The sequence below is a fragment of the Chryseobacterium sp. UNC8MFCol genome, assembly GCF_000482305.1.
GTDB classification, from domain to species: Bacteria; Bacteroidota; Bacteroidia; order Flavobacteriales; family Weeksellaceae; genus Chryseobacterium; species Chryseobacterium indologenes.
This window is the reverse complement of sequence record NZ_AXUZ01000030.1, coordinates 1-2381: the sequence shown is the minus strand read 5'-3', so window position 1 is coordinate 2381 and position 2381 is coordinate 1. Positions and strand designations below refer to the sequence as shown.

Below are 2381 nucleotides of genomic sequence, written 5' to 3'. Positions count from 1 at the left end.
GAGAGATCATCTCTGATATCTGTTTTAAGCGATAAAAACTTTCACAAAGAGCTAACCTTGCTGCACTTTCTTGTGCGCCTTATCAGGCTATAAATCTACGGGTAATTAGTACTACTCGGCTATGACATTACTGCCTTTACACCTGTAGCCTATCAACGTCGTCATCTCCAACGACCCTTAAAAGATGTCTCATCTTGAGGCGAGTTTCGCACTTATATGCCTTCAGTGCTTATCTCTTCCAAACGTAGCTACTCAGCAGTGCACCTGGCGGTACAACTGATACACCAGAGGTTTGTTCAATTCGGTCCTCTCGTACTAGAATCAAGCCCTCTCAAACATCTAACGCCCGCAATAGATAGAGACCGAACTGTCTCACGACGTTCTGAACCCAGCTCGCGTGCCACTTTAATGGGCGAACAGCCCAACCCTTGGGACCTTCTCCAGCCCCAGGATGTGACGAGCCGACATCGAGGTGCCGAACCTCCCCGTCGATGTGAGCTCTTGGGGGAGACTAGCCTGTTATCCCCGGAGTACCTTTTATCCTATGAGCGATGGCCCTTCCATACGGAACCACCGGATCACTATGTCCTGCTTTCGCACCTGATCGACTTGTTGGTCTCACAGTCAAGCACCCTTATGCCATTACACTCTACGCACGGTTACCAAGCGTGCTGAGGGTACCTTTGAAAGCCTCCGTTACTCTTTTGGAGGCGACCACCCCAGTCAAACTACCCACCACGCAATGTCCTTCTGAAAGAAGTTAGGCTCCAAGTAAGTAAAGGGTGGTATTTCAACGTCGGCTCCACCAACACTAGCGTGCCAGCTTCAAAGCCTCCCACCTATCCTACACATTACTTACTCAAAGTCAATACGAAGTTATAGTAAAGGTTCACAGGGTCTTTTCGTCCCATTGCGGGTAATCGGCATCTTCACCGATACTACAATTTCACAGAGCTCATGGTTGAGACAGTGCCCAGATCGTTACACCATTCGTGCAGGTCGGAACTTACCCGACAAGGAATTTCGCTACCTTAGGACCGTTATAGTTACGGCCGCCGTTTACTGGGGCTTCAGTCAATGCCTTCGCTTACGCTAAGCACCTTCCTTAACCTTCCAGCACCGGGCAGGTGTCAGACCCTATACTGCATCTTTCGATTTTGCAGAGTCCTGTGTTTTTGATAAACAGTCGCCTGGGCCTCTTTACTGCGGCCACCATTGCTGATGGCGTCTCTTCTCCCGAAGTTACGAGACTATTTTGCCTAGTTCCTTAACCATGATTCACTCTAGCACCTTAGGATTCTCTCCTCGACTACCTGTGTCGGTTTTGGTACGGGTTGCTTCACTTCGGCTTTTCTTGGAAGCACTTTCCCTACAGCAGCTTCGCCCGAAGGCTAGGCCTTGACTATTCCGTCAGTCTCCAGTAAGTACGGCACTCCGTCCCCTTTTTAGTGTGAGCAAGTATGGGAATATTAACCCATTGTCCATCCACTACCCCTTTCGGGTTCGCGTTAGGTCCCGACTAACCCTCAGCTGATTAGCATGGCTGAGGAAACCTTAGTCTTTCGGTGAGCAGGTTTCTCGCCTGCTTTATCGTTACTTATGCCTACATTTTCTTTTCTATCCGCTCCACAATACCTCACAGTACTGCTTCGGCGCAAATAGAATGCTCTCCTACCAGATGTATCTTAAATACAAATCCATAGCTTCGGTAATATGTTTATGCCCGATTATTATCCATGCCGGACCGCTCGACTAGTGAGCTGTTACGCACTCTTTAAATGAATGGCTGCTTCCAAGCCAACATCCTAGCTGTCAATGCAGTCCAACCGCGTTGCTTCAACTTAACATATATTTGGGGACCTTAGCTGTTGGTCTGGGTTCTTTCCCTCTCGGACATGGACCTTAGCACCCATGCCCTCACTGCCGTAGAACATTTATTAGCATTCGGAGTTTGTCAGGAATTGGTAGGCGGTGAAACCCCCGCATCCAATCAGTAGCTCTACCTCTAATAAACTTATATACGACGCTGCACCTAAATGCATTTCGGAGAGTACGAGCTATCTCCCAGTTTGATTGGCCTTTCACCCCTACCCACAGGTCATCCGAAGACTTTTCAACGTCAACCGGTTCGGTCCTCCACTCTGTGTTACCAGAGCTTCAACCTGCCCATGGGTAGATCACAAGGTTTCGCGTCTAATCCTACTAACTATGCGCCCTATTCAGACTCGCTTTCGCTCCGGCTCCGGTACTTAATACCTTAACCTCGCTAGTAAAATTAACTCGTAGGCTCATTATGCAAAAGGCACGCCGTCACAGCTTTATGCTGCTCCGACCGCTTGTAGGCGTACGGTTTCAGGTTCTATTTCACCCTTCTATTCGAA

General features: G+C 48.8%; 1 rRNA gene. It reads right to left on the bottom strand.

The window, feature by feature from the left end:
• Positions 1–85 precede the first annotated feature (85 nt).
• Positions 86–2381 (bottom strand): 23S ribosomal RNA (locus M030_RS0114280); the annotation flags it as partial.